31 protein-coding genes and 2 riboswitches are annotated in these 23,689 nt (G+C 46.6%); of the genes, 12 read left to right on the top strand and 19 right to left on the bottom strand.

What is annotated here, in order from left to right; genetic code table 11:
* Positions 1 to 7: 7 nt before the first annotated feature.
* Genes JOE45_RS10655 through JOE45_RS10665 form a run of 3 tightly spaced genes read right to left on the bottom strand, consistent with a single transcriptional unit; the run spans position 8 to position 1,130 of the window.
* Positions 8 to 409: a hypothetical protein gene (locus tag JOE45_RS10655; protein WP_210020217.1), complete on the bottom strand. Its 402-nt coding sequence runs from the start codon at positions 407 to 409 to the stop codon at positions 8 to 10.
* Entirely contained in the window at positions 397 to 627 is a 231-nt protein-coding gene (locus tag JOE45_RS10660; protein WP_210020216.1) for a hypothetical protein, read from the bottom strand. The genes JOE45_RS10655 and JOE45_RS10660 overlap by 13 nt, the downstream gene beginning before the upstream one ends.
* 59 nt (positions 628 to 686) lie before the next feature.
* Positions 687 to 1,130 (bottom strand): Hsp20/alpha crystallin family protein, encoded by a 444-nt coding sequence (locus tag JOE45_RS10665; protein ID WP_210020215.1) that lies wholly within the window; start codon positions 1,128 to 1,130, stop codon positions 687 to 689.
* Positions 1,131 to 1,417: 287 nt separating this feature from the next.
* Here JOE45_RS10665 and JOE45_RS10670 point away from each other — a divergent pair, with 287 nt between their 5' ends.
* Complete coding sequence (locus JOE45_RS10670) at positions 1,418 to 2,227, top strand: MBL fold metallo-hydrolase (RefSeq protein WP_210023335.1); 810 nt, start codon at positions 1,418 to 1,420, stop codon at positions 2,225 to 2,227.
* A 104-nt stretch (positions 2,228 to 2,331) separates the two neighbouring features.
* Here JOE45_RS10670 and hxlB read toward each other — a convergent pair whose 3' ends face one another.
* From hxlB to JOE45_RS10685, 3 genes are all read right to left on the bottom strand, one after another.
* Positions 2,332 to 2,889, bottom strand: a complete 558-nt coding sequence (hxlB, locus tag JOE45_RS10675; protein WP_210020214.1) for a 6-phospho-3-hexuloisomerase — start codon at positions 2,887 to 2,889, stop codon at positions 2,332 to 2,334.
* A gap of 5 nt (positions 2,890 to 2,894) precedes the next feature.
* The gene (gene hxlA / locus JOE45_RS10680) at positions 2,895 to 3,530 is read right to left on the bottom strand and encodes a 3-hexulose-6-phosphate synthase (protein ID WP_210020213.1); all 636 of its coding nucleotides are present in this window, start codon (positions 3,528 to 3,530) and stop codon (positions 2,895 to 2,897) included.
* A gap of 79 nt (positions 3,531 to 3,609) precedes the next feature.
* Complete coding sequence (locus JOE45_RS10685; RefSeq protein ID WP_210020212.1) at positions 3,610 to 4,170, bottom strand: DJ-1/PfpI family protein; 561 nt, start codon at positions 4,168 to 4,170, stop codon at positions 3,610 to 3,612.
* Between the two features lie 129 nt (positions 4,171 to 4,299).
* Between JOE45_RS10685 and JOE45_RS10690 the strand changes: the two genes are divergently transcribed.
* Positions 4,300 to 4,695, top strand: coding sequence for a winged helix-turn-helix transcriptional regulator (locus JOE45_RS10690; protein ID WP_210020211.1), 396 nt, complete (start codon positions 4,300 to 4,302; stop codon positions 4,693 to 4,695).
* Positions 4,696 to 4,794: 99 nt separating this feature from the next.
* Here the strand turns inward: JOE45_RS10690 and gnd are convergent, their stop codons facing one another.
* A complete protein-coding gene (gnd, locus tag JOE45_RS10695) occupies positions 4,795 to 5,700 on the bottom strand; it encodes a phosphogluconate dehydrogenase (NAD(+)-dependent, decarboxylating) (protein WP_210020210.1) in 906 nt (301 codons plus the stop codon).
* Between the two features lie 40 nt (positions 5,701 to 5,740).
* The gene (gene zwf, locus JOE45_RS10700; RefSeq protein WP_210020209.1) at positions 5,741 to 7,252 is read right to left on the bottom strand and encodes a glucose-6-phosphate dehydrogenase; all 1,512 of its coding nucleotides are present in this window, start codon (positions 7,250 to 7,252) and stop codon (positions 5,741 to 5,743) included.
* 465 nt (positions 7,253 to 7,717) lie between these two features.
* On the opposite strand from zwf, the gene JOE45_RS10705 reads away from it, so the two are divergent.
* Both JOE45_RS10705 and msrB read left to right on the top strand, forming a co-directional pair.
* The gene (locus tag JOE45_RS10705; protein WP_245246849.1) at positions 7,718 to 8,347 is read left to right on the top strand and encodes a TetR/AcrR family transcriptional regulator; all 630 of its coding nucleotides are present in this window, start codon (positions 7,718 to 7,720) and stop codon (positions 8,345 to 8,347) included.
* 16 nt (positions 8,348 to 8,363) lie between these two features.
* The gene (gene msrB, locus JOE45_RS10710; protein ID WP_210020208.1) at positions 8,364 to 9,332 is read left to right on the top strand and encodes a peptide-methionine (R)-S-oxide reductase MsrB; all 969 of its coding nucleotides are present in this window, start codon (positions 8,364 to 8,366) and stop codon (positions 9,330 to 9,332) included.
* 56 nt (positions 9,333 to 9,388) lie between these two features.
* On the opposite strand, the gene JOE45_RS10715 is transcribed toward msrB, so the two are convergent.
* A complete protein-coding gene (locus JOE45_RS10715) occupies positions 9,389 to 10,249 on the bottom strand; it encodes a VOC family protein (RefSeq protein WP_210020207.1) in 861 nt (286 codons plus the stop codon).
* A gap of 225 nt (positions 10,250 to 10,474) precedes the next feature.
* A complete protein-coding gene (locus tag JOE45_RS10720; RefSeq protein WP_210020206.1) occupies positions 10,475 to 10,720 on the bottom strand; it encodes a YezD family protein in 246 nt (81 codons plus the stop codon).
* 255 nt (positions 10,721 to 10,975) lie between these two features.
* Between JOE45_RS10720 and JOE45_RS10725 the strand changes: the two genes are divergently transcribed.
* Positions 10,976 to 11,644: an HAD family hydrolase gene (locus JOE45_RS10725; RefSeq protein ID WP_210020205.1), complete on the top strand. Its 669-nt coding sequence runs from the start codon at positions 10,976 to 10,978 to the stop codon at positions 11,642 to 11,644.
* A 76-nt stretch (positions 11,645 to 11,720) separates the two neighbouring features.
* On the opposite strand, the gene JOE45_RS10730 is transcribed toward JOE45_RS10725, so the two are convergent.
* Positions 11,721 to 12,245 (bottom strand): DUF3298 and DUF4163 domain-containing protein, encoded by a 525-nt coding sequence (locus tag JOE45_RS10730; protein WP_210020204.1) that lies wholly within the window; start codon positions 12,243 to 12,245, stop codon positions 11,721 to 11,723.
* 332 nt (positions 12,246 to 12,577) lie between these two features.
* Here JOE45_RS10730 and JOE45_RS10735 point away from each other — a divergent pair, with 332 nt between their 5' ends.
* Positions 12,578 to 12,754: a hypothetical protein gene (locus JOE45_RS10735; protein ID WP_210020203.1), complete on the top strand. Its 177-nt coding sequence runs from the start codon at positions 12,578 to 12,580 to the stop codon at positions 12,752 to 12,754.
* 233 nt (positions 12,755 to 12,987) lie between these two features.
* On the opposite strand, the gene JOE45_RS10740 is transcribed toward JOE45_RS10735, so the two are convergent.
* The 7 genes from JOE45_RS10740 to JOE45_RS10765 form a co-directional block, all read right to left on the bottom strand.
* The gene (locus tag JOE45_RS10740) at positions 12,988 to 13,767 is read right to left on the bottom strand and encodes a YhfC family intramembrane metalloprotease (protein WP_210020202.1); all 780 of its coding nucleotides are present in this window, start codon (positions 13,765 to 13,767) and stop codon (positions 12,988 to 12,990) included.
* Between the two features lie 26 nt (positions 13,768 to 13,793).
* The gene (locus tag JOE45_RS10745; RefSeq protein ID WP_210020201.1) at positions 13,794 to 14,369 is read right to left on the bottom strand and encodes a hypothetical protein; all 576 of its coding nucleotides are present in this window, start codon (positions 14,367 to 14,369) and stop codon (positions 13,794 to 13,796) included.
* Between the two features lie 224 nt (positions 14,370 to 14,593).
* Complete coding sequence (locus JOE45_RS10750) at positions 14,594 to 15,010, bottom strand: alpha/beta fold hydrolase (RefSeq protein WP_210020200.1); 417 nt, start codon at positions 15,008 to 15,010, stop codon at positions 14,594 to 14,596.
* 38 nt (positions 15,011 to 15,048) lie between these two features.
* Positions 15,049 to 15,633 carry a DUF7010 family protein gene (locus tag JOE45_RS10755; RefSeq protein ID WP_245246859.1) on the bottom strand — a complete coding sequence of 195 codons (585 nt, stop codon included), beginning with the start codon at positions 15,631 to 15,633 and terminating at the stop codon, positions 15,049 to 15,051.
* Between the two features lie 6 nt (positions 15,634 to 15,639).
* The gene (locus JOE45_RS10760) at positions 15,640 to 15,924 is read right to left on the bottom strand and encodes a hypothetical protein (RefSeq protein ID WP_210020199.1); all 285 of its coding nucleotides are present in this window, start codon (positions 15,922 to 15,924) and stop codon (positions 15,640 to 15,642) included.
* Between the two features lie 112 nt (positions 15,925 to 16,036).
* A complete protein-coding gene (locus JOE45_RS23845) occupies positions 16,037 to 16,168 on the bottom strand; it encodes a hypothetical protein (RefSeq protein ID WP_280873787.1) in 132 nt (43 codons plus the stop codon).
* 110 nt (positions 16,169 to 16,278) lie between these two features.
* Positions 16,279 to 16,527 (bottom strand): hypothetical protein, encoded by a 249-nt coding sequence (locus JOE45_RS10765; RefSeq protein WP_210020198.1) that lies wholly within the window; start codon positions 16,525 to 16,527, stop codon positions 16,279 to 16,281.
* 192 nt (positions 16,528 to 16,719) lie between these two features.
* Here JOE45_RS10765 and JOE45_RS10770 point away from each other — a divergent pair, with 192 nt between their 5' ends.
* The 6 genes from JOE45_RS10770 to JOE45_RS10795 all read left to right on the top strand — a co-directional run bounded on the left by JOE45_RS10770 (position 16,720) and on the right by JOE45_RS10795 (position 21,144).
* Positions 16,720 to 17,196, top strand: coding sequence for a hypothetical protein (locus JOE45_RS10770; protein WP_210020197.1), 477 nt, complete (start codon positions 16,720 to 16,722; stop codon positions 17,194 to 17,196).
* Between the two features lie 46 nt (positions 17,197 to 17,242).
* Entirely contained in the window at positions 17,243 to 18,028 is a 786-nt protein-coding gene (locus tag JOE45_RS10775; protein ID WP_461479587.1) for an SDR family oxidoreductase, read from the top strand.
* Between the two features lie 104 nt (positions 18,029 to 18,132).
* A riboswitch (cobalamin riboswitch) is annotated at positions 18,133 to 18,320 on the top strand.
* A gap of 148 nt (positions 18,321 to 18,468) precedes the next feature.
* The gene (locus JOE45_RS10780; protein WP_210020195.1) at positions 18,469 to 19,227 is read left to right on the top strand and encodes an energy-coupling factor ABC transporter permease; all 759 of its coding nucleotides are present in this window, start codon (positions 18,469 to 18,471) and stop codon (positions 19,225 to 19,227) included.
* A gap of 5 nt (positions 19,228 to 19,232) precedes the next feature.
* Positions 19,233 to 19,517, top strand: a complete 285-nt coding sequence (locus JOE45_RS10785; protein ID WP_210020194.1) for an energy-coupling factor ABC transporter substrate-binding protein — start codon at positions 19,233 to 19,235, stop codon at positions 19,515 to 19,517.
* Positions 19,478 to 20,317 (top strand): cobalt ECF transporter T component CbiQ, encoded by an 840-nt coding sequence (cbiQ, locus tag JOE45_RS10790; RefSeq protein WP_245246862.1) that lies wholly within the window; start codon positions 19,478 to 19,480, stop codon positions 20,315 to 20,317. Before JOE45_RS10785 ends, cbiQ begins: the two co-directional genes overlap by 40 nt.
* Positions 20,314 to 21,144, top strand: coding sequence for an energy-coupling factor ABC transporter ATP-binding protein (locus JOE45_RS10795; RefSeq protein ID WP_210020193.1), 831 nt, complete (start codon positions 20,314 to 20,316; stop codon positions 21,142 to 21,144). The genes cbiQ and JOE45_RS10795 overlap by 4 nt, the downstream gene beginning before the upstream one ends.
* 174 nt (positions 21,145 to 21,318) lie before the next feature.
* Here the strand turns inward: JOE45_RS10795 and JOE45_RS10800 are convergent, their stop codons facing one another.
* Complete coding sequence (locus tag JOE45_RS10800) at positions 21,319 to 23,271, bottom strand: methyl-accepting chemotaxis protein (protein WP_210020192.1); 1,953 nt, start codon at positions 23,269 to 23,271, stop codon at positions 21,319 to 21,321.
* Positions 23,272 to 23,494: 223 nt separating this feature from the next.
* Positions 23,495 to 23,578, bottom strand: a riboswitch (cyclic di-GMP riboswitch).
* Between the last annotated feature and the right edge of the window lie 111 nt (positions 23,579 to 23,689).

The following is a 23,689-nucleotide window of genomic DNA, read 5'->3' on the forward strand; positions in this document are numbered from 1 at the left end:
TTCTCCTCTAGCGGTGAGGCTTCATTCCCGATTCGTATTTGAAGCCTTCCGCCGTTTTTTTGATTTCAAAGCGCTGCTGCTTTTCTTCCGGCTTTTCTCTCGGCTTATCTCCCGACTTCTGCCCCTGGCTCTGTTTGAACTGCGGCTCCTTTTTGCCAACACGCGTACCGAAATTGTTGCCCAAATTCAAAGCGCCGCTCAGCTCATCGATGTCAAGCCGGTCCAGGCGAAAGGTTAACTGCTCCAAGGAAGGATTGTGGACATGCAGGTTTTCAATGGTGATGTTGTGCCCTGAAGGCTTCTCATTCAATCTTTCGATGGCCCGCTCCAGTCCCGCCAATCGTTCATGCAGCGTCTTGTCCGAATTCATACGGGCCTTACGGCTCTGAAACCAGTCTAAGACCCCCATCGTTTCCCATCCTTTTTATATATCAATTCCATTAAATCGTTATCTATAACCAAATGATGACCATGCTCCGATACATTCTCCTTCCCTTTCATGCTCCCGAAGCCTTCATTGCTTTTACTGTAATGTTTCCAGTCAGAGATGATATTGTGACCGGAAAATACGCCGGAAGATTGGGATACGGACTGAATTTGCAAATCGTTGAACAAAATTTTAACCACTCCGATCGCCCCCATTGTACATGTGCTGATATCCCTATTATATTGAGGGAACAGCCAACTTATTTCTCTTCCTCTTCATCGTTATTCAGAGGGATATGCCTGATCTGCTCCATTGCCTTTTTACGAAAACGAACGGTCAACAGACCCAAACGGTAGCTTGTCGATACTCCGTCCGCCTCCACATCATGCGGCAAGGGAACCTTTCGCTGAAATTTACCGTAAAACCGCTCCGATAGCGAAAGCTCATCCTCATCCACCGGATACTCGCAGCGGAGCTCTCCCTTTATAAGGAGATGACGGTCGACTAGGCTCATTTTGATCGACTCCAGAGACATAAGGCCCGGCAATTCCACGATAACAGCCACTTCGTCACCTGTTTCATATATATCCATCCGGGGGCCAGGATTCGGAATCAGGCGGGAAATATCGTGCCAGAAATCTTCCCCCAGTGCCTTGTTTGCCTGATTCTGTATGGCGCTCCATAGTGCCTTGGGATCGTTCATTCGGAATATCACCAACCTTTATCTAAGTTTATAGTCGTTGGTGGGTTCGCAAGCAATCCGAGCTTATAACGTACAACGTCTATTATATTTATGATAACGGTTGGATTTTCAAGAACAACTATAGCCGCCGCTGTCCAACAATTTATTTTAAGGCTTTGGAGGGAAAGGTATTAAAAACATACGGATCATTTCAATTCAATTGCCAACAATAATCAACAATGAGAAGAACCTTTTCTCATCATTGAGCTCAGGGAGGAATTGAATTGGAAAAACCATTTGAGCATACGATGATTCCGGTGACCACCGTAACAAGCGGCAGCGGTCAAGTCGTTAAGCCTGATATTTACTGTTTACCGATCCAAATTGTTAACGTGTTATTTGTCGGCGAGCCCCAAACCAAAGAATGGGTTCTTGTCGATGCAGGGATGCCTCGTTCCGCAGATGATATTATTGGAGCGGCTGAAGAACGCTTTGGTCGGGATATTCCGCCTAAGGCCATTATTCTGACGCATGGACATTTTGATCATGTTGGTGCCATTGTTGAACTGATTGAACGTTGGAAGGTGCCTGTTTATGCACACGAAATGGAGATACCGTATCTCACAGGTAAAGCGAATTATCCTCCAGGCGATCCTACGGTGGATGGCGGCTTAATCAGCGAGATGTCTCCTCTGTTTCCTAATCATGGAATCGATTTAGGAAGCCATGTGAAACCATTGTCTCCGGATGGAAGCGTAGACGAAATGCCTGATTGGAAATGGATACATACTCCGGGACATACACCAGGTCACATTTCGTTATTCCGTGAAAAAGACCGGTCCCTTATCGCCGGAGATGCATTCGTATGTGTTAAACAGGAATCCCTTTTTAAGGTGGTCATGCAGGAGCTGGAAATCAGCGGGCCGCCCAAATACTTTACTACAGATTGGCACGCCGCTTGGGAATCCGTTAAGAAGCTTGAAGCCTTACAACCGTCAGCAGCCGTTACCGGGCACGGTCTTCCGATGTCTGGAGAGTTACTGACCCAAGAATTAGATAAGTTAGCGCGAGAATTCGAACACATTGCGATTCCAGAGCATGGCCGTTACGTTCATTAAGTTTCAAACAACATGAATATGTAAAAAACTGTACCGGCCTTGAAAGCACCGGTACAGTTCAGTTATAGGGTTTACGCTATGGTCTACTAAGGAAATTTCTTTCTCTATTCCAGATTGGCATGTCTGCCAAACATCGTTCCGGAGTCCAGCCCCTTCTTCTCCATCAGCTTCAGGATGACAGCATCGAAGAATAACAAGAGCGTTTGCTCGAATAATGCTCCCATCGGCTGGATGGTTTTGTAGCTGCCATCCGATCTGTCCTTAGGTGAGCCCGGCAGTTTCACGGTGATATCCGAAAGTGTGCCGATGACCGAGTCCGGGAATATCGTGATCGCCGCAACGATCCCCTCCAAGCTTTTCGCTTTCTGCGCCATAGGCACCAAGCTTTTCGTTTCCCCCGAGCCGGATCCGATGATGAACAGATCGTCTTTTTCCAGGTTAGGGGTTACGGTTTCGCCGACTACATAAGCCTCGAAGCCCATTTGCATCAGCCGCATCACGAAGGACTTTACCATAAGCCCGGATCGCCCTGCGCCAGCTGCGAAGATCTTCTTGGATTGAAGGATTTGGTCCGCCAATCTCTCGGCTTCTTCATCGGAGATGAGGTCTACCGAACGCTGCAGCTCTTTGATGATTTCAACTAAATACTCCGTCGTCCGCATGATGCTTAGGCACCTTGCTTGATTAATTTTTGCATTTCAGCAGCTGCGGCTTTTTTATCTTCTTGTCCGGTAATCCCGCCGCCTACAATAACGAGGTCAGGCTGTGCTTTGATGACTTCAGGCAATGTGCTTAATTTGATGCCGCCTGCGATCGCGGTCTTCGCGTTTTTCACAACACTTTTAATTTTCTTAAGGTCTTCAAACGAGTTTTGTCCGACCGCTTGAAGATCGTAGCCTGTGTGCACGCAAATGTAGTCTACTCCGAGAGCATCAAGCTCTTTAGCACGGCCTTCGATGTCTTTAATCCCAATCATGTCGACAAGGATTTGTTTATTTTGTTTTTTGGCCTCTTCCACTGCGCCTTTGATACTCATATCCTCAGCAGCACCCAGAACCGTAACGATGTCCGCACCTGCCTCGGATGCTTTCATGACTTCATAACCAGCTGCATCCATAATTTTCAGGTCAGCCAATACGGTCAATGAAGGGAAAGCTTCTTTGATTTCTTTGACGGCTCTTAAGCCTTCGTTAATGACAACCGGCGTACCGATTTCAACGATATCGATATACTCTTGAACCTCTGCTACCAATGCCTTTGCTCCAGGAATATCTACTAAGTCCAATGCTAATTGTAATTTCATTTTCTTTTCTCTCCTCGTAAAATAATATTGGTTTTGTTTTTTTTATCAAGTTGTTGCTATAATGAGTTATCTGCCCATCTTAGTTTGCAGCGTTTAGTTGTTTAACGAATTCTTTCATCAGCTGCGGAAGGTCGTTCCAAGCGTGACCCGAAATCAGGTTGCGGTCGATGTGGCAGCGAGTCTCGATATATTTGGCCCCAGCCGCTTCCACTTCAGGACGGCAAGCGAAGTAAGCTGTCATTTCGCGGCCTTTAATATCATCGGCGATAACGGATAGCGCCTGACTGGCATGACACAGAATCATAATGGGCTTATCCTGTTTAAAGAAGTGGCTTGCAATTCGTCCAAAATCTTTATGAAGACGAATATGCTCAGGAGCTCGTCCTCCAGGAATAATTAAGGCATCAAACTCTTCCGGGTTGATGTTGTCGAATGAAGCATGCGCTTCAATATTGTATCCTCTTTTTTCCGTAAAGGTTTGCCAGTCTTCAAAATCATGAACAACCGTGTGCAGGACTTTTTTATCTGTCGGGGAAGCGATCACCGTTTCGAAACCCTCTTCCAGGCAGCGATAGTAAGGATAATATACTTCCAATGCTTCCACAGCATCTCCAGTTAATATCAATACTTTTTTGGACATTTTGCACACTCTCCTTTAACATTAATGGCTACAAGGTACATTCTATACCCTGCGGAGAGATTACGTAAGAATGCACTTTTTTGTGCGATGGTTACAAAAAAGTAACTTATAAGTGGTTAGGAGAATTCAATGTCGGATCTGAGACAAGAAATTTTAGATAAAATCAACAATGGCGATTTCAATTGCGAAAAGGAACTCACCCTGGCCATCATTAGCGGAAAGTGGAAAATTGTGATCCTGTGGCATCTAGGAAGAGAAGGGGCTCACCGCTTCAGCGAATTGCAAAGACTGTTTCCGAAAATTACGCATAAGATGTTGACCAGCCAGCTGAAGGAGTTAATCGAAGACGGGATTGTCCACCGTGAGGTGTTTCCTGAGGTCCCTCCAAGAGTAGAGTACTCGATAACAGAACTCGGAATGACGATGCTGCCTATCGTTGAAATGATGTATGAATGGGGCAAAAAGAGAATAGCCGATATCAAAAATTCGGGTAATGTCATTCACAATTCGAACGCATTCAACTAGCAAGACAAAAAAAGTTGACCGGCCCCAGGGCTCGGTCAACTTTTTTAGGTATGAATCGGATGATCAAAAAATCATATGCATGGATACGATACAAGGCGTTTACACGGTGACTTTGCTTTTTTCTACAGCATGCCCGCCAAACTCATTACGCAGAGCAGCCACCACTTTACCTGTAAAGGTATCGTGATCCAAAGAGCGGTAGCGCATTAATAAAGACATGGCAATGACCGGAGTAGCCGTCTGAAGATCCATGGCTTCCTCCACCGTCCATTTCCCTTCACCGGAGGAATGCATCACACCCTGAAGCTCATCCAGCTTCGCATCCTTCGAAAAAGCGCGTTCCGTCAATTCCATCAACCAGGATCGGATCACCGACCCATGATTCCAAACTTTGGCCACCTGCTCGTAATCAAAGTCAAATCCACTTTTCTCCAAGACTTCAAAACCCTCTCCAATGGCGGCCATCATCCCGTATTCGATTCCGTTATGGACCATCTTCAGATAATGACCGCTGCCGGCTTTGCCCGCATACAGATATCCATTCTCCACCGCGGTATCACGGAAGATCGGCTCCACAGTACGCCATGCTTCCGGGTCTCCGCCAACCATATAGCATGCCCCGTGACGGGCTCCTTCCATACCTCCGGAGGTCCCGGCATCCATAAAGTGGATACCCGCTTGTTTCAACTGGTCGTATCTGCGGATCGATTCCTTATAGTGTGAATTGCCCGCTTCGATCACGATATCGCCTTTGGACAGGAAAGGCGATAGGTCAGCCAATACGGAATCCACCACGGCATGGGGAACCATGATCCAAATGATTCTTGGCGTCTGTAAAGACCGAACCAGCTGCTCTAAGTTTGACGCGCCTTGGGCGCCATAGGCTTGAAGCTGTTTTACCGCATCTGTATTTAAATCGAACGCAACAACCTCATGTTTGTGATCGATCATATTTTGTCCCAAATTCAATCCCATTTTACCTAAACCGACTAATCCGATTTTCATGCAGCATAACCTCCTGATTTTAGCATTCCCAAATTCGTTTTTATTTTGTTGTCACCAGCTCTGGCAATCCACGGGTTCCTGGAGCTTCAGCCTGCCCGTCATGCCACCAATGAAAACCCTCCTCGTCCAGTAAAGCACTGGCTGCTGCAGGACCATACGAACCTGCCGGATAGGAATGAAGAGGCAGAAGGTTTTCTTCAAACGCCTCCAGAACGGGCTGTACCCATGCCCATGCCAGTTCCACTTCCTCCCAATGGGCAAAGAACGTCGCGTCGCCTCTCAGGGCGTCGAACAATAAAAGCTCGTAGGCTTCCGGCAGCTGATCCGCGGGCATGGAGAAATCCATGGTAACGGGTTCCATCTGTCCATTCTTTAATGGGTTCCGACCATTCAGCTGCAGCGTGATTTTTTCATCCGGATTAATTTGAATAGTTAACAGGTTGGGAAAGGGATTCATATTCCCGTCCTGTTCCCTCAACCGGTCTTTAAACTCAATGACAATCCGCGTGGACTTTTCCTTCATTCGTTTGCCTGTTCGAATGTAAATCGGAACATCCTTCCAGAAAAAGTCGTCAATCCACAGTCGGGCAGCCACAAACGTATCCGTCATGGAAGAAGCATCCACTCCAGGCTCATTCCGATAGGCAGCGACAACTTGATTCTGCATTTCTCCAGCGCCATACTGACCACGTATCACGTGATGAGCCGCATCTTCTTTCGAAACAGATCGAAGGGATTTCAATAGATTGATCTTTTGATTGCGGGTATTTTGTTCTGTGATAGGTGTCGGCAGATGCATAGCCGTCATCATCATCAGCTGAAGCATGTGATTTTGAAACATATCCCGTATGGCTCCGGCGCCCTCATAGTAACCGGCCCTTTCCTCTACGCCAACCGTTTCGCTGGCTGTAATCTGTATGTTGGCAATGTATTGATTGCTCCAGAGAGCTTTCAGTAATGGGTTCGCGGAGACCAGTGTTTCAAGATTTTGCACCATGGGCTTGCCGAGATAATGATCGATCCGGTAGATTTCATCCTCTTCAAAAGCCAGACTTAGATTGTCATTCAGCTTCCGGGCCGATGCTAAATCATGTCCGAATGGCTTCTCGATAATGAGACGCTTCCACCCTCTGCCGGCGCCCAAACCGCTCTCCTTGATATGGGAAGCGATCTTGTCGAAAAATTCAGGGGCGACCGAAAGATAGAACAACCGGTTTTCCGGGATGTCTAACTCTTTCTCCCGCTCTTGAACCCGCTTCAACAGCTCGCGGTACCCCTCCTGGTTCATTACATCAAGAGCAAAATAACGGAAGCAGCGCAGAAACGGCTCTACGTGGGAGCGGTCTTCCGGTTTACGTCTTGAAAAAGTGTGTAATGAACGTTCCACATAGTCTTGAAATTCCGCATCCGTAAACGGCTTACGTCCAAGCGCCACCACCGAAAAGGATTTCGGCAGCTTTTGTTCCAGGAATAAGTTATACATGGCGGGGAATATTTTTCTTTTGGCCAAATCACCGGTTGAACCAAATAAAACAAATGTCATAGCATCCATGAATTTCACCTTCTTTATCTATTTTCGAATAAAAGGACCGCTTACTGATCAGGTTATAGAGTGAGCAAATAGACCTCACCAACTCAAAGCGAGGACTCATGTAAAGAAACTGGCCCTCTGTGCTTGCTCCTCCGCTTTTTAACCCAGCCGCTTTGCCCCAGTATATCTGCCAAACCTAATGCTATTTGTAATCTGATCTCTGCTTCTCTCCCGTAAATTGTTCAATGACAAGCTTTATTGTAGGTCCGTCTTTTCCAAAAAGGAAGTACGCACTTTAAAGTGGTGTAGTTACAAAAAGGATACTTTTGTCCCTAAGCCAATCTCGCGAGACTTATGTACGTTGGTCTTTGCTTGACATGTTACGATCCAGTACGTATGATACTAGTATCATTGTTACAGCTTAGTAACATTCAAGAATGTGCAGTGCATCGTTTAGTCACAATCCAATAGCTCAGGAGCTAAAGCATGACGAACCGCATGTCAAAATCAGAACTAGCCTTCCCGAGAAGAAAACGGACACCCAGCGCTCAAGCTCAAGAATATATCCTTAGGGCGGCCGATGAATTGTTCTACAATGAAGGGATTCGTGCGGTTAGTGTAGACGCTGTTGTTGAACGTGCCGGCATCAATAAAATGAGCCTCTACCGCCAATTTGCATCCAAAGACGAGCTGATCCTGGCTTATGTGAACAGGCAAAGCAAACAATTTTGGGAGGAATGGGAGACAAGTGTTTCTAAGCATTCCCATCAGCCCAGAAAGCAAATCATTCAGTTTCTTACAGATTTAGCTGACAAATCATCTGTAGGCGGTTATCGCGGCTGCTGCTTTATCAATCTTGCTGTAGAATTCCCCGATCCTGAGCATCCCGCACGCCAATTGGTTTTTGCTCATAAGAAAGTGCTCATCCAAAAGCTCACCGACCTGACTCAAGCGATGGGCGTAACCGACCCAGAGATGGCAGCCCATTCATTGGCGCTTTGGATCGAAGGAATGTACGCAGCTAGTCAAACCTTCGGCACAAACAGCGATACCATCCGAATGCTCCCCTTCATCGTCGAGAAGCTTCTGGATGGAGCCGTACCACATCACACATGAAAGAAGATGAGAACACATGAACGACGTAAGCAAACAGGTGGAGCTGGCGACGTTTGCAGGCGGCTGTTTCTGGTGCATGGTTAAGCCATTTGACGAACAGCCGGGAATTATGAAGATCGTATCAGGCTATACAGGCGGTCATGTGGAACATCCTACATATGAAGAAGTATGCTCCGATACGACAGGACACTATGAGGCCGTCCAAATTACATTTGACCCAGCGCTCTTTCCATATGAACGGTTGCTGGAGCTATTTTGGACGCAGATCGATCCCACGGATGCCGGCGGCCAATTTGCTGATCGCGGGCTATCCTACCGAACGGCCATCTTTTATCATAATGAAGAACAGAAGAGATTAGCGGAGAAATCCAAGCAGCAGCTTAATGTAAGCGGTAGGTTTCAGGAACCCATCGTTACGCCGATTTTGCCGGCAGCCGTATTCTATCCCGCGGAAGACTATCATCAGAACTACTACAAAACAAATCCGGTTCGCTATAAAGCTTATTTCGCAGGCTCCGGTCGGGAGAAATTTATTAGAGAGCAGTGGAAGGATGTCAAGAAGGACGAGGAATTAAGGAGTCGCCTCACCCCGATTCAATACGAAGTAACGCAGAACAACGGCACCGAGCCGCCGTTTCGCAATGAGTTCTGGAATCATAAAGAAGAAGGGCTTTATGTCGATATCGTATCGGGCGAACCGCTGTTCAGCTCCCTCGATAAGTTTGATTCGTCGTGCGGCTGGCCTTCATTCACAAAGCCAATGGAGAAAAGCCATGTGAGCGAGCATGTCGATGTGACTCACAACATGATTCGGGTAGAAATTCGCAGCAAGGAGGCGGACTCTCATCTGGGCCATGTGTTTGAAGACGGTCCCGATCCAACCGGGCTGCGGTACTGCATTAACTCCGCCGCCCTGCGTTTTATCCCTGTAGAACGATTGGAAGAGGAAGGCTACGGGAAGTTTAAGCCTTTGTTTGAAAAATGAAAAAGAAGCCGGGAATCCTGTAAGGGAATCCCGGCTTTCTTCATATTCACACTAATTCATGATCTAATGACCCATTGAATCCGGATCCCTGAGGGGTCATGAACAAACCAGACATCTTCCAGTCTTTCGGCAGCTACTCCGGCATGCCCAAGACGATCCAAAATCCCTTTCATCTCCTCATCATTCGGAACAACAATGGTAAAATAGTCCAAACCGGTTGCATTCGGCTGCGGTGCAGGCGCACCGACTCCCGCCCATGTATTCAATCCGATGTGATGATGATAGCCTCCAGCTGACACAAACAGAGCGCTGTCACCATAATGAGCCGTGAGATCAAATCCTAATATATTACAATAAAACTCCTTGGTTTTCTCCAGATCCGCAACATGGAGATGAACATGCCCGATTTTCGTTCCAGCGGGCAATCCCGACCAGGCCTCATCTCCCGCTTCCTCCAACAATCCTTGCCCATCGAGGGGATCGACAGCCATCAGATATTCGCCATTGGCATCGCGCGTCCATGTGTCCCTCGGCCGATCCCTATAGATTTCGATACCGTTATGATCCGGATCGTCAATGTAGAGCGCCTCGCTTACAAGATGGTCGGAAGAGCCAATCCGAACCTGACGATCGATCAGATTGCGCAGAGCCAGACCCAACGATTTGCGATCAGGCAGCAGGATCGCAAAATGATACAGACCGGTATGCGATCTTCTGGGCACCGCGGCAGCGTTCTCCACCTCTTCTAACACAAGCAATGGACGGAGTCCGTCCGCAGTAAGCTTCGCAGTCTTCCCTTCATGCTGCAGAATTTCAAACCCAACGACTTCCCGATAAAATAGGATAGATCGTTCGAGCTGGCTGACCCTTAAATGAACCGGCCCCAGCTCCGTATCGGGATGTATTGAATTAGACATCTTTTCATCCCTCCTCATATATTCCATTGGTTTCAAGCGGCCTTAGTCATAGCATCACCATTTGCTATTATTTTACTTCAATCATTAAGAAATGGGAAGACTGACCAGACCCGTAATGAAGTGTGGATACGACCAGACGGTCTCCTGGATTGAATACTCCCTTTCATTAGCATTATAGAGAAAAAGATCGACTTCCTATAATAGCCTATGCAATAAAGCAGGCGTTTAGAGGAAGTCTCCAGTGGTCCGATAGACATTTGGTTTCTTGAAATCATTGGTTTTCTCCGGTTTTCGAGGCGTTCCTTTACCAGAGGCAGCATGGTCCGATTCAAAACGTTTACGCTCCGTTCTTTCAATCTGGACTATTCTTCCATCATGTACGACAATTTGCACCATTCCATATTCTAACCCGTTAATGCTTTGTATGATACGGTGAGTCCAAATCTCATCTACATCCAGCGGCTTAGCCATGATTACCAACCTCCGTCTTATATATATTATTAGCTCCTAAAAATATCAAGTGTCCCAAATCAGATTTTCCACCTTAGGTATCCATCCGAGTAAGACATAAAGGTAGGGACTCCAGCTTTGCTTTATTTGATTATGAAATAAACCTGTCGGCATAACGACTAAACCGATAGACAATAAATACCGAATTATTTTTCATTTTCTTGACAGAGAGAACAGATTTATGTGATACTCCGTTAAAATACAGGAGGTCTGATCATGATAAAGGATCACATCGAATGGATCTTTTTTGATCTTGGCGAAACGCTGATCGACGAATCGGCTCCCATATCTGATAGTATCCGTCAATTTACCGAGCAGGCCGAGCTTTTGGGCTATAAATACCGTTCCGAGCAGGTTCAGGCCGCCCTTCAGGAAGCCTACCGGCATTACGCCGAACATCCGATGTGGAGCGTGATGGAGGCATGGATTCCCTCCGAGGAGCATCGAGCAAAGATCAAGAAAGGCATGACTTACCATAAACACATGGAGCGCCCCTTCCCCTCATCTTTGGCCCTCTTGCAAACCTTATCGCGTCGGTACCGTATCGGCATCATCGCCAATCAAGGTCCTGGCACGCCCACCAGACTCGAGGCCTACGGCTTCTCCCCTTATATCTCCGTTTGCTGCGCTTCCGCCGAGGCGGGGATGGCGAAGCCCGATCCCCAATTTTTCCTCATGGCGTTGGATCAGGCACAGTGCCGGCCGGAGCACGCGGTCATGATCGGCGACAGATTGGATAACGATGTCATTCCCGCCAAGCGTCTGGGCATGAGCGCAATCTGGGTCCGCCAGGGAGACGCGCGCTTTCAGCCTTTGCCCGCTAGAAGTGAAGCGCCGGATGCCATATGCGACAGTATTGAGCAGATAGCGGCATTGTTTACATAATAATCCGACTCCGGCGAACAAAAACAGCACTGCAGCCCTCGACCGGGTACAGTGCTGTTTTTAGTTCGGGCGAGCTTTACCTACCCATAGCCTTCCAAAGACCGCCTTCTTTATTGATTACTCTATCCAGTTCATCATAAGTAATCCGGTAATCGGGAAAACCCGAAGCATACGATTTGTATTGATAAGGCTCGAAATAAACGACGATGCTGTTATCCTCCAAATAGAAGCCCTCATCATCCGCGATGCTTTCGAACGAATCCAAAGGTTCTTCCGAATGAACAGCATCCATACCCATAATCATCTGGCTCACTTGCTCCGTATAATTGCTGCTCTTGTCAAACAAGTCGGATAATTGATACGTTTGGCCAGTTTCCACATTAACGATATAAGAAAATTTATAAGGCATCCCATGAGCTCCACCGGTGTAGGTATAGGTGTTAAACATAATGTTTAGAATGCTGCCTTCAAAATACTTCACATCATAATCAGCGGTATACTCGTACTCGAACATCTCCTCCATCTCGCTGCCGCTTTGCTCCGGAATGACAATGGCTTTAAGAGACTCATTGATTTCTTTCTGTACGCTTGCGTTCTTCAATCGCCCGTGTAAGCTAAAACTGACAAAGTGAGGATTGCCGCTACGGATATCCCGATAAGTAAATTCTTTTTAGTTAACTTGCCCTCCTGCATGTACTCTCTCCTTTAAGTTTGCATAGTTGTGCGACGGTATACTATTCTACACATTCCAACATATTCTTCTGTCACGTAGTTAATTTCTCCTATTTCTCTCTGCATCCCGCTCCAATCTGTTCGTATAATCATGATCGCAGGCCCTCTCCCAATCTTAGAATTTAAACAAAAGCATATTGTAAAAAGTTCCAGTACATCCTACTAAGGAACAACTCAAATCTAGGCAGGAGGCAAATCATAATGGATCATAACAAGGAAAAGGAATTAGATTGGCTTCACGCACAATCAGAAGAAGGGAAATCGGCTGCAAATACAGTACAAGCCAACGAGGCGATGGACGATGCTTTTTACGGTAACGAAGAGCAGAAGGTACGTGATATTGTGGATGTATCTGAAGTCAACCGCAATCAGTCGTAACCACGAAAATAGGCTGCTTCCGTTATCTTTGCAGACAATGGAACAGCCCATTTTCTCACGGGATGATTCGGTACCCGCACAGGCGGAGGTACTTACCCTGTTTTGCATTTGCATCGATTATTTTGCATGCTCTGGATCCCTGTATGTAGTTGATTGAGAACCTCCGATCGATTCCAAGGGCGGTGCCCGTGATGAGTCCTGTCATTGACCCTATTAACGCCTTATCCTGTCCTTCAGTGGAGAAGCTTCTTGGACTTCTTAATAAAACCAATGGCGATCACAGCTGCAATGAAGAAAATCGCTTCTACCAACCAAACGTTGTGTATGACCCCAGCTTGGAACAAAGCCGCGAAAAAATTAATCAATGCATGAACGGCAATGGATAAGACGACATATTTAAATTGATTATGTATGACACCCAGAAGAACCAATAAACTCAGTCCGATTTGTATGAATAAGGCGAAGGATCGTTCCACACCCCCAAGCACATAATACCAGAAGTCCCGATTCATCAACTGTTCCTTGAATTGGGCCACTTGTTCGGCTGGTGCTTTATGCCCTACTAATTGTTCGAAGGTGCCTGCGTTAATGGCAAATGCCATAACCATAGAGCTTATAGCAAGACCACCCCCGATAAGAACGGCTTCAATACCGCCGTGACCGAGCCCATAGGACAATCCGTCTTTACGCTGCAGCTCATGTTTTCTAAGCAGCCATCGATAGCCCAAATAACGTCCCAGCTCTTCAAATATCCCTGCCGCTAATCCGCCATATAATGCAAACAGGTATGGATTAGCTGTCCATTTCAGCGATGTACCCGTGGAATCAATCATGATGAGGTGTGGAATCTTTTCAAGAATTTGCACAAAAATGATGAATACAGCTGCACCTACAAAGAATGATTTCCACCGAAAGGAATTTTTCTTCTTCACAAAAATAATCAGTGCAATGGGGATCAAAACAGATATGAGCAGTTGTATGAACATACCCGTTATCGTTATTTGCTGGATCAATGTGTTCACCTACTCAACATTTTGGTTTATTTTCCGATGAATGGCTGCCCTTGTGCCGCTTGAATGAATGAAAAGCCTACAAAACCCAAATAAAGAAGAGAAACAATCCAAGAGATCCACAGCTTTCGCGACGGACTCTTTACCCGCAAGGTCACAAGATACGTGATTAATGGAATCAACTGCAGGGCATGCAATCCGAAAAAATGCGGGACGCGTAAATCTCCCAAAAGCGTGCTCCAGTTCAGAAAAAATAATCCTTCGCCTCCGTCTTGCCCCCCCACCGTATGCCGATTATTTCCCGCCATGTATCCTCCAATGACCGAACCGATAATCGAGATGAACAACCCCATTCGCAGGGCTAACGCAAGATGCGGGGCAAGATTCAGCCGAGTTACCAGGAGATAAATCAAAAGGATAATGGCCGTAACTGTGACGATAACAATCGTAATTCCCATGATCGAGTAAAGACTGGCATCGAACGGCGTCTCCAGATTAAAATGCGATTGTTTGCCTTGAGCGGCTCTGCCGATCAGAAAAACCGTAAAATCGGGTGCCACAACAGCAAAGATGGAACCCCCGGCGAACATAACAATACCAAACATGAAGGTGTGTTGTGTTTCCGACCGAAACGATCTGAAAGCTTCCCTAGCACTGGAATACTGACGGCTAATCAACCTGCCTTCGCATAAATATTTTTTAGCTGCAGCCCATCAATTCAGCTCTTCCTCAAGCATTTGAATCATCAGCTCATTGAATCGCTTCGGTTCTTCAAAGCAAGTGAAATGTCCGGATTGTTCGAAAATGATCATTTTTTTCCTCGGGGCTTTTAATCGCCTCCCCCGAGTTTGGTAAGCCAAGTTCTCTGGACAACCAAATCATCCAGCGAACGGTAGCTTCCCTCAGGGCTGCCGATCCGTTCGAGGTCTTGAACAGCCTTCACCAAACCTTTGTCCTTCGTCATTTGCATGATAAAGGCATACGACATCTCTTCTTCGGCTTTCCGGTTGACCGGCTGATTGACGCCAACATATGATTTTACAAATTTTGGATATCTATGGACATACAGCATACCAAGCAGGGCCCCCATCGAATGACCCATGATATACAGCTTATGTTTGCCTAATACCCTGAGTAAATGCTGAGTGAGATCATGCGCATCCGAAATGAGTTGATCGACAGTCATCGAGTCGGAAGGAATAAGCGGACTATACGATTTCCCGCTCCCGCGCTGGTCCCAATTCACAACGTATAATGCTTCTCTAGTTCGCGGTTATAGACATGTTAGGCCCCTGTTTGCGAACAACCTGGACCATCTTTTTTATTTTCGTGCAAGAGCCAGAATACAGTCACACAATAAATAACGAAAAGTGCAAGAGGCACCAGCGTATAGGCTTGAGATAAGAACATACCGCCTAGAACCATGGAGGCCAGAGTCGAACCCAGCGTTAAAAACAGATAGGCTTTACTATTATATATCCATACATATACAAGAAAATGCGAGCCGCCAAGAAGTCCGACTGCAAAAGGAATCCATTCCGGTGAGAATTGATAAATCATAATATAAACCGGAATATAAAAACCCTGCACTCCTGCCATCACGCCGCCGAGCGTTCCTAATGGATTGTCTTTGGTTATGATGGTCACGCCCAATATTTTGGCAATGGCTAAACCAAGCGGGAAGATGGAGCCCATTCCGATAAGCCAAATCAGGGGAACCGTTTCCTTCGGAAACAAAGCCGGTGCAATGGTCAGGAATAGCATAAAAATCGCGCCGGAGACTAAAATCGGATAGCCGCGTTGTGAAGATCGTATCAAGTCTTTTTTTAGAGCATCTAATGAATGAGCCATATCAATCCCTCTTTCCAATTTTAATCAAACCAATGTGACAAAGCCAAAACGGACATAAGCGCCAATCTCCACAGATTCCACAGCATACTGCAGGACCACCACCAGAACATGAATAAAATATGCCGCGTAGCTGTTAGCGGAAAGTTGTTTGAGCAAAGAGGTTGATTGTTGGGAGAAACGTTGAAACAGATAGACGAGTCCAATACATACGCCGGTGCACATGAAGGTCTCATAGATGGAATTAACCAAGCTTTCAGCGTTCCATCCTCCCGGTGATCTGAAGGTCATGACATCACTGTACATCAGCATAGCCAGAATTACCCCCAGTACTAACCAAATCATTCCAACCAAATGAGGCATATGTTGAAGCCATTTTATCCTTCTGGGAACTCTATGTAAGCATCTTTTTCGTCTTGGGCGACTAGTAAGCATACATCAGCAGCGGCATCACCATGAACAAGCCTATGTACAAAGGAATTCCTAGCCGCCTAAATCGATCCGCGAGAAAGTGATCTAAGTATCCAATCTTCCGTTTGACATGTGTCCATTCCATCCCTCCTATTGATCAAACTCTTGCTCTCGTAACGATAAATAGATATCCACACTCAAATAGGCTATCCACCATCCTTGGATAACCTCTTTTCGCAAATGTTGCTCCATTGATTACAGCGGCAGCAAATCGGATTGCTCCTTCTTCATTTGGAGGGCTGATCTCATCGATTCCTTACGCAGCAGTTCACTCACGGTTTGGGGATTGGCAGCAAAAAATGAATCGCATATACTCAAATTATAAAGTGCTTTTTTTGCTGCTTCGCAAGCCAGCTTCTCACTTTGTAATAAATACAGACAGATGCTGTAGCAATCATTTTCATGCTTTTTTAACATCGTTATACGATCCGTCATTACCATCATAAGATCATCCCTAACATTTTCTTCCTTATAAATATTTTAAAGGGTTTTCACATGTTGAAATAGTACTATTTTCTTCTAGTACCTGTATGTTGAAGTAAACAGGGTTTAAGCGGCTTTTCTCTTGTGCAACATTCACCCTCAGCGTTACGTTATAAGGTAAGCTAACCAATTCATAGGTCTGGGGTTGATCGTATGAAAAAAGCAAGTCTCATCTTGATAATCCTCTTATGCTTCAGTTTTATTACTTCGCAATCGGCATTTGCCCTGTCTTGTGCTCCGCCGCGCGCTCCCCAAGAAGAAATGGAATTTTCCCAAATGGTGTTTAAAGGAACCGTAGTTTCGCAAAACAGAGATAAACTTCATTTTGAAGTCGCTAAGGCTTGGAAGGGTGACCCAAGCGGTAAGCTTACCTTAAACCAGAACGGTTGGACGGAATTTAAGACAGGAGACGAGTACGTTGTGTTTGCCGGGATGGAGGACGGGAAACTGCGGCCGAGGCTTTGCGGGAATACGGGATTGGCCACCGGATTTAACGAAGACCAACTTGGAGAACCGATTCCAATGGTGCAGACAAGCACTGGTTCAGGCTTCACCCTAGCTCTCGTAGTTATGTTGGTACTCATTGGCATCGTCTTCTTGTGGTGGAAAAAGAAAAGACCCAGAACATAGCATTTCAGCAGTTTATATTTTATTAGGAAACGGAAGTGTAAACGAGATGAATCCGATGAACACCCGTAAATTACAAGGCAGAATTGCCATCGTAACTGGAGCAAGCCGCAGCGCGGGAATAGGTGCCGCAATATGTAAAGCGCTGGCTAGCGAGGGAGCAGATATTTTCTTCACCTACTGGGTTAACTACGATGAAACCATGCCATGGGGCGGTAATGTCGAGGAACAAGACCAGCTTAGTAATGAGATTGTGCAGCTTGGCGTACAATGTGAGCATATCATGGCTGATCTTTCCGATGTAAACAATATCCCTTTTATTCTAAAAACAGTTGAGGAAAAGCTGGGAAAGCCGTCGATCCTGGTGAATAACGCTTGCTATTCTGTAAACGATGATTGGAATACAATGACTGCTGAATCGTTAGATGCTCACTATGCGATCAACATTAGGGCCGTAGCTATGTTAAGCGTCGAATTTGCAAGAAGGTTTAGTCAAGGCACAGGTGGCAGAATCATAAGCATGACCTCCGGTCAATCCTTGGGTCCTATGGTTGGCGAAATCTCTTATGCTACGACGAAAGGCGCTATAGACGCCTTTACAAGAACATTTGCTGCAGAGGTCGGGTCCAAGGGGATCACGGTAAATGCTGTAAATCCGGGACCGACCGACACAGGCTGGATGACACCGGATTTGCAGCAGGAGCTAGCAGGCCACTCCCCTTTGGGGAGAGTTGGATTGCCTCGTGATGCGGCTCGGCTTATCACTTTTCTAGCAACGGATGATGCCCAGTGGATTACAGGCCAAATCTTGCATTCCGATGGAGGATTTAGATAGACAAAACCCTATCGTTCGTGTTATATTTCAATAAATTCGTGTTACTTAGAGGAATTTGACGATTGATAGCGAATACATATATGCATGAATTACCACAAACGAATTACATACATAGTAGATCAGGTGCCTTTGTACTAGCAAAGGGTAACAGGGAATCGGGTGCAAATCCCGAGCGGTCCCGCCACTGTATTTGGGGAGTTTCTCTCAGCATGTCACTCGATGATTCATTGGGGAAGACGGGAGAACACAACGATCCAAGAGCCAGGAGACCTACCTAATCTACGCACCCGAATGCCTTCGAGGAAAGGAATGGTGTACGAATAATGAAACGATGATCACCGCTAACGGATCTTGTCGTCTATTCATGCGTACCCCTGACCAATCCAATAGGATTGGTTTTTTGAGTTCTATAACTACGTACACAGGAGGATATGTAAAGTATGATCTCTAAAAAAGCAATAAGCACGCTTCTATTAGTCCTGGGATTTACGTTGTACCTGACTGTCAATGAACCTCAATCCGCTTATGCCATGCATATTATGGAGGGCTTTCTTCCGCTGGGATGGGCGATCTTCTGGTGGGCTGTGTTTGTGCCGTTCTTTATTCTCGGGCTCCGGGCCTTGATTAAAATTACGAGGGAAACGCCGGAACTCAAAATCATGCTGGGTGTGGCTGGCGCCTTCATCCTCGTCCTGTCGGCACTCAAAATTCCGTCCGTGACAGGAAGCAGCTCGCATCCTACCGGGACGGGCCTTGGCGCCATCATGTTCGGTCCGCTGCCCATGAGCGTGCTCGGATCCATTGTCTTGTTGTTTCAAGCTTTGCTGCTTGCTCATGGCGGTCTGACCACCCTTGGAGCCAACGCGTTCTCTATGGCTGTCGCCGGTCCCATGATCGGTTATGCGGCATACAGGGGGATGATGAGATCCACAGGGAAACAAACGCTATCCATCTTTACGGCGGCTGCGCTGGCTAACCTGTCTACCTATGTCGTCACCTCGATTCAATTATCTTTGGCATTTCCCGCAGAGAGCGGCGGCTTCCTCGCTTCGCTCGCTAAATTCGGAGGTATCTTTGCGATTACCCAAGTCCCTTTGGCCATCAGCGAAGGACTGCTCACCGTACTGATCTGGAACTGGCTGAAATCCAACAGCTCTGAGGAAATGTCACTGCTGCAGAGTAAAATGAAGGGGGCTTAACCACCATGATAACCCGTAAAATGAGCGTTCTCATCTTGATCATCGTTGTATTATTGGCCGTTCTTCCCCTCCTGTTCGTGAACGGCGAATTTGGCGGAGCTGACGGCGCTGCGGAAGAAATGATCACCGAGATTCAGCCTGCTTATGAGCCCTGGTTTTCCCCGCTGATGGAGCCTCCGGGTGAAACCGAAAGCATGCTGTTTGCCCTGCAAGCTGCTATCGGCGCAGGTTTCATCGGCTATGCGTTCGGATGGTTCAAGGGCAGAGCCTCCAAATCCAAAACGTTATGATTAAGCTGATCGATACGCTCTCTTATACGAACAAGCTGCGGTCCGTTTCTCCGATGTGGAAAAGCGGATTCGCAGCCTCTCTGTTGGTGCTGTCTTACTTAGCTCATCCCGTCATTCAGCTCCTGATCATGGGCTGGATGTTCCTATGGGCTACCCAATATGCCCAGGTCCCCGTCAAAGTGTACAGCCTGCTCATCGGGGCGTCCTGCCTCTTCTATGCAGCCAGTCTTCCGGCGCTTGTCATCGAGTTTTCAGCTACCGATTCCGTAACGGCCCTCACCAATGGGATCACCCTCTTTACCTTTGCACAGTGGACGGCTTATGTAACGGAAGCAGGCATGTACCAAGCGTTCGGCCTGCTCATCCGGATCATCGCTTGTTTATCCTGTATTACCTTTCTCATGCTGACCACTTCAATGTCCGATCTGTTTCAGGTGATGAAAAAACTGCGTGTGCCGTCGTTGGTGCTGGAATTGATGCTGATCATGTACCGCTTTCTCTTCGTGCTCTCGGATACGGCTCAGCAGATGTATACGGCTCAAAGGGCTCGCGGCGGTCAGACCGGCTTCGATCGCAGGCTGAAGGATACGGCTATCCTGATCGTCCGGTTGTTCGGCAAGACGATGCAGCGGTCTAAGAGTCTATCGCATGGTCTGATAGCAAGAGGATTTACGCAAGATATTCAACTGGCTCCTTATCAAGCGGGCCCCGTGCCCTTGCGTTATGTATGGGAAAGCCGTATCGGAGTGACCTTATTATTGCTATTCGAGCTGGGGCTTCGCTGGAGGGATATGATATGAAATCGTTAATGGAGGCTCACGATGTACGCTACAGCTACCCCGGAACTGGGGATGAGGCGCTTCAAGGATTGACGATGAGCTTGCCTGCAGGCAAGAAAACCGCGATTTGCGGCCATAACGGGTCCGGCAAATCCACCATGTTCCTGCATGCGATCGGCATTCACCGCCCTGCCGCCGGAGAGATGAGCTGGAAGGGTTCTCCTATGTCCTATCGTCCGAGTGACCTCCAAAAGCTCCGGCAGCAGGTTGGACTTGTGTTTCAGGATCCGGAGCATCAGCTGATTCTCAGTACGCCGTACGAAGATATCTCCTACGGTCTACGAAATGCCGGGATACCCGAGCATGACATTACCCAGCGTACCCAACATGTGCTTGCGTCCATGGGTCTGGAGCTTGTAGCCAACACACCCATTCATCACTTGAGCCTCGGCCAAAAAAAACGGGTTGCCCTTGCCGGAGTGATGGTCCTTGAGCCGGAGCTGCTCCTGCTGGATGAACCGACTGCTTATCTGGACCGCTTGTCCGAGCGGCAGCTCATGAAGGAATTAAACCGGATTCATGAGAGCGGCACCACCGTCGTCATGGCTACGCACGATATGAATTTGGCCTATGCTTGGGCGGACTGGATCCTGGTGATGGATCATGGGAAATGCCTGCTGGAAGGCATACCCTACGACGTGTTTAAACAGGAGGACTTGATGATTTCGCTCGGTCTGGAACCGCCCATGCTGCTGCAAGTCTGGTCGAGTTTACCCGCGAAAGTTCGCGTGGAAAGCCCCCCTCCTCGCAGCATCGCCGAGCTGAAGGAGCTTATGAAAGAGTTATAAACATACAGAAAAAAGCCGATCCCCTTTCTCTATGCTTGGGAATCGGCTTTTACTTATTCAAAAAACCGTACAGAAAAAACACCGGACGGTCCTTAATTGCAAACGGTTTGGGCATTGGGGGGATGTGCGTCGGGTTTCAACCGCTTTATCACCCCACCCCTATTCCCGTTTGTTCTACACTTTGAATTTACTTATAACATCTTGCAGCTCTTGCGCCATCATACTTAAAGCTTCCGCTGAAGATGCTACCTCCTCCATAGAGGCATTTTGTTCTTCTGCGGATGCAGCGACGTTCTGTGTATTGCCTGCGGATTGTTCGGCAATATTAGCTACAGCTTCCATCATTTCCACCATGCTTTGCGAGCTTACATTAACTTGTTCTACAATAGAAGAAACCTCTTGGGATTCGGCAGCCAACCGTTCGATTGAATTTACAATGTCTCCGAAGGTTTCACCAGTTAAATGAACCATCTTAATACCTTCTTGGACAATGGATGTACCATCATTCATAGACTCAACCGCTTTATCCGCTTCCGTTTGAATCTCTTGGATGAGTTCACGAATTTGAGCCGCTGCATCACCCGATTGCTCAGCTAATTTCCGTACTTCGTCAGCTACTACAGCAAACCCTCGCCCATGTTCCCCAGCCCGTGCAGCTTCAATCGCGGCATTTAGAGCTAACAAGTTCGTTTGATTGGCAATTTGTTTGATTAATTCAACGATATGCCCAATTTCCTTGGATTTTTCGCCTAGTGTGTTAACCACACCCGCCGTTTGACTGACCGACTGTTGTACCAAATTCATTTGCTCAACCGTTTGCCTAACGACTGTGTTTCCAGTGTTTGCTTTATTGCTCGCAGTGCTCGTTAAATCTGCAACGTTTTGAATAGACGATGCCGCCTGATTCATTCCTCTTGAGATTTCTGCAGCTGCTTCAGTTGCTTCAGTTGCACTGGAAACTTGCTTCTCCGTGCCTAACGCGACCTCTTGAATCGAGATTGAAATTTGTTCAGTCGCTCTGCTAGTCTGTTCTGCGCTCGCCGATAACTGTTCCGAAGTTGAGGCAACATGATCCGTATTTATACCGACTTGCCCAATTAGATGGCGAAGGTTGATCCTCATTTGATTGACGGAGTTTGATAACTCCCCGAGTTCATCCTTGGAACGTATAACGATTTCCTCGCTCAAATCTCCACCCGCGATTTTCCCCGTAGAACTCATCAATTCTTTAAGCGGCCTAGTAATGGAGCGCACGATCCAAAATACAAGCAGGATACCGATCACAATAGCGATGGCAATGACGGCGATGGTCGTATTGAGGATGCCTTGGGTGGAACTCGAAAGTTCTGTAACATCAATGACACCAATAATTTTCCAACCGGTTTCCGGGTTAGTGGCAAATATAGACTTTCTTGGGTGTCCATTAAACATATACTCAACAATACCGCTGTCTTTTTCGTAAAACTTTTCAATAAATGGATCTTCGCTTTTCGTTCCCGGCTTTCCCGTCGGGTGTATAACGAATTTGCGATCCTTGTCCATAATAGCAACATAGCCCTTTTGCCCAACTTTGGTATTCCTCACTTGTTCAGCCATTTTGGATAGCTTCAAAGTCGCGCCTACAACACCTCCGCCATCGCTGGATGTTTTTGATTGAATAACCACTACATTACCCGACCCATCCGCCGAGGCAATGGCATCGTTCACGACTGCCTTCCCTGCACTACCCACAGCTTTGATCCACCACGGACGTACCGTAGGGTCAAAGTCCGCGGGTAGCTTTAGCTCAGGTAAGGTAAACATCAACTTCGTATTGGTTGCGAAATGTACGTTTTCAAATTCAGGGTTCACTGTCAAGAAGGTTTCCAATTCTTGTCTAATCTCTGGATAAGATGAATTTACACCAAGTTTAGTTGCCAAGTAATCGACATCAGATAGACTTGAAGCCATGATATCTTTAATTTGATTGTTCGTAACTTCAACACTTTGATAGGCATTTAGCTCTATTTGTTGGCTTACTTGGTTCTTTGCCTCCTGGTAAGAAAACCATCCGATAGCAGAGCATGGTAAGATTAAAATCGCAAGAAAAGCAATCATTAGGCGATTTTTGACTGTCATCTTCATCATACATTTGTTCCCCCATGTTAGTTAATATTTAATGCAAAGCAACCATCTACAACATTTCCGGCATTTTTATGATCTCTGAATTGGTTACACCTTATCTGTTTAACTATATCTATTTTGCAAATGAAGCTGCCAATGATAGTGAACGATCTGGCAACTTATAACATGCGCCTCCCATCAATATAAAAATAAAAAAAAGGACCACACAGGGTCCTTTATTACCCCTTTTGGTAACCCGGCTGTCATCGCTTTCGCATTAGACCCGCAGCTTTGCGCCCTCACCTTTCGGATAAGTTTGCCATTATCACTAGGAAATATTATGTTTTAGGTCTTTTGAATCAAATTTCAATCTTATTAAATTACATTAATTTGATCAATTTTGTCAATCAATATATTTTTTTGTCGATTATTAGACTTATTT

It is taken from the genome of Paenibacillus sp. PvR098, from assembly GCF_017833255.1.
Taxonomy (GTDB): Bacteria; Bacillota; Bacilli; order Paenibacillales; family NBRC-103111; genus Paenibacillus_G.

Coding starts and splice junctions, on each gene's coding strand:
- JOE45_RS10655 (WP_210020217.1), bottom strand. CDS start 409: ATGGGGGTCTTAGACTGGTTTCAGAGCCGTAAGGCCCGTATGAATTCG.
- JOE45_RS10720 (WP_210020206.1), bottom strand. CDS start 10,720: ATGGCTAAGCCGCTGGATGTAGATGAGATTTGGACTCACCGTATCATA.
- JOE45_RS10785 (WP_210020194.1), top strand. CDS start 19,233: ATGATAACCCGTAAAATGAGCGTTCTCATCTTGATCATCGTTGTATTA.
- JOE45_RS10665 (WP_210020215.1), bottom strand. CDS start 1,130: ATGAACGATCCCAAGGCACTATGGAGCGCCATACAGAATCAGGCAAAC.
- hxlB (WP_210020214.1), bottom strand. CDS start 2,889: ATGCGGACGACGGAGTATTTAGTTGAAATCATCAAAGAGCTGCAGCGT.
- msrB (WP_210020208.1), top strand. CDS start 8,364: ATGAACGACGTAAGCAAACAGGTGGAGCTGGCGACGTTTGCAGGCGGC.
- JOE45_RS10770 (WP_210020197.1), top strand. CDS start 16,720: ATGAAAAAAGCAAGTCTCATCTTGATAATCCTCTTATGCTTCAGTTTT.
- JOE45_RS10725 (WP_210020205.1), top strand. CDS start 10,976: ATGATAAAGGATCACATCGAATGGATCTTTTTTGATCTTGGCGAAACG.
- JOE45_RS10685 (WP_210020212.1), bottom strand. CDS start 4,170: ATGTCCAAAAAAGTATTGATATTAACTGGAGATGCTGTGGAAGCATTG.
- JOE45_RS10765 (WP_210020198.1), bottom strand. CDS start 16,527: ATGATGGTAATGACGGATCGTATAACGATGTTAAAAAAGCATGAAAAT.
- zwf (WP_210020209.1), bottom strand. CDS start 7,252: ATGGATGCTATGACATTTGTTTTATTTGGTTCAACCGGTGATTTGGCC.
- hxlA (WP_210020213.1), bottom strand. CDS start 3,530: ATGAAATTACAATTAGCATTGGACTTAGTAGATATTCCTGGAGCAAAG.
- JOE45_RS10795 (WP_210020193.1), top strand. CDS start 20,314: ATGAAATCGTTAATGGAGGCTCACGATGTACGCTACAGCTACCCCGGA.
- JOE45_RS23845 (WP_280873787.1), bottom strand. CDS start 16,168: ATGGAATGGACACATGTCAAACGGAAGATTGGATACTTAGATCACTTT.
- JOE45_RS10780 (WP_210020195.1), top strand. CDS start 18,469: ATGATCTCTAAAAAAGCAATAAGCACGCTTCTATTAGTCCTGGGATTT.
- JOE45_RS10760 (WP_210020199.1), bottom strand. CDS start 15,924: ATGCTGATGTACAGTGATGTCATGACCTTCAGATCACCGGGAGGATGG.
- JOE45_RS10715 (WP_210020207.1), bottom strand. CDS start 10,249: ATGTCTAATTCAATACATCCCGATACGGAGCTGGGGCCGGTTCATTTA.
- JOE45_RS10775 (WP_461479587.1), top strand. CDS start 17,243: ATGAATCCGATGAACACCCGTAAATTACAAGGCAGAATTGCCATCGTA.
- JOE45_RS10745 (WP_210020201.1), bottom strand. CDS start 14,369: ATGTTTGGTATTGTTATGTTCGCCGGGGGTTCCATCTTTGCTGTTGTG.
- JOE45_RS10735 (WP_210020203.1), top strand. CDS start 12,578: ATGGATCATAACAAGGAAAAGGAATTAGATTGGCTTCACGCACAATCA.
- gnd (WP_210020210.1), bottom strand. CDS start 5,700: ATGAAAATCGGATTAGTCGGTTTAGGTAAAATGGGATTGAATTTGGGA.
- JOE45_RS10670 (WP_210023335.1), top strand. CDS start 1,418: ATGATTCCGGTGACCACCGTAACAAGCGGCAGCGGTCAAGTCGTTAAG.
- JOE45_RS10705 (WP_245246849.1), top strand. CDS start 7,718: ATGACGAACCGCATGTCAAAATCAGAACTAGCCTTCCCGAGAAGAAAA.
- JOE45_RS10690 (WP_210020211.1), top strand. CDS start 4,300: ATGTCGGATCTGAGACAAGAAATTTTAGATAAAATCAACAATGGCGAT.
- cbiQ (WP_245246862.1), top strand. CDS start 19,478: ATGGTTCAAGGGCAGAGCCTCCAAATCCAAAACGTTATGATTAAGCTG.
- JOE45_RS10800 (WP_210020192.1), bottom strand. CDS start 23,271: ATGATGAAGATGACAGTCAAAAATCGCCTAATGATTGCTTTTCTTGCG.